The organism is Sphingomonas segetis (genome assembly GCF_009720245.1).
Classification (GTDB): Bacteria; Pseudomonadota; Alphaproteobacteria; order Sphingomonadales; family Sphingomonadaceae; genus Sphingomicrobium; species Sphingomicrobium segetis.
The window spans coordinates 1-539 of sequence record NZ_WJSQ01000326.1; the positions used below are offsets into that span (position 1 = coordinate 1).

A 539-nucleotide genomic window follows, 5' to 3' on the forward strand; every position below is an offset into this window, starting at 1 on the left:
GCGGCGCCGGGGGCTCCGCCGACACCGCGCGACGCATGGCCGGTCGGCGCCATGCCGAGCTGCCGCGCCGCCGCACTATCCGCGATCCACTGGTTGAGAATGCCGCCCGAGACCAGCTCCTGACGCGAGACCCGCACCCCTTCGGCATCGAACGGGCGCGACCTCAGCCCGCGCAGCCGCAGCGGATCGTCGACGATGGTCACGCCGGGGGCAAAGACAGCGGTACCCAGCTTCTCGCGCAGAAAGCTCGTCTTGCGCGCCACCGCGGCGCCGCTGATCGCGCCGCAAAAGTGTCCGAGCAGGCCCGCGGATACGCGCGGATCGAAGATCACCGGATATTTGCCGGCCTTCGGGCGGGACGGGTTGAGCTTGGCGACTGCACGTGTGCCGGCGCGGCGGCCGATCTCCGCGGCATTTTCTAGATCCTCGAGATGGCGCGCGCTGTGCCAGGCCTGGTCGCGCTGCATCGCGCCGCCCTCGCCGGCGATCACCGATGCGGAACAGCCGTGGCCGCTCGCTCGCGTGGCGCCGGCGAAGCC

1 protein-coding gene is annotated in these 539 nt (G+C 71.8%); it reads right to left on the minus strand.

Going from position 1 to position 539, the window contains the following annotated elements; all coding sequences use genetic code 11:
• Positions 1 to 491, minus strand: a 491-nt coding sequence (locus tag GH737_RS15045) for a TldD/PmbA family protein (protein WP_230558868.1), incomplete at its 3' end; no start/stop codon positions are given.
• Positions 492 to 539: the final 48 nt, after the last annotated feature.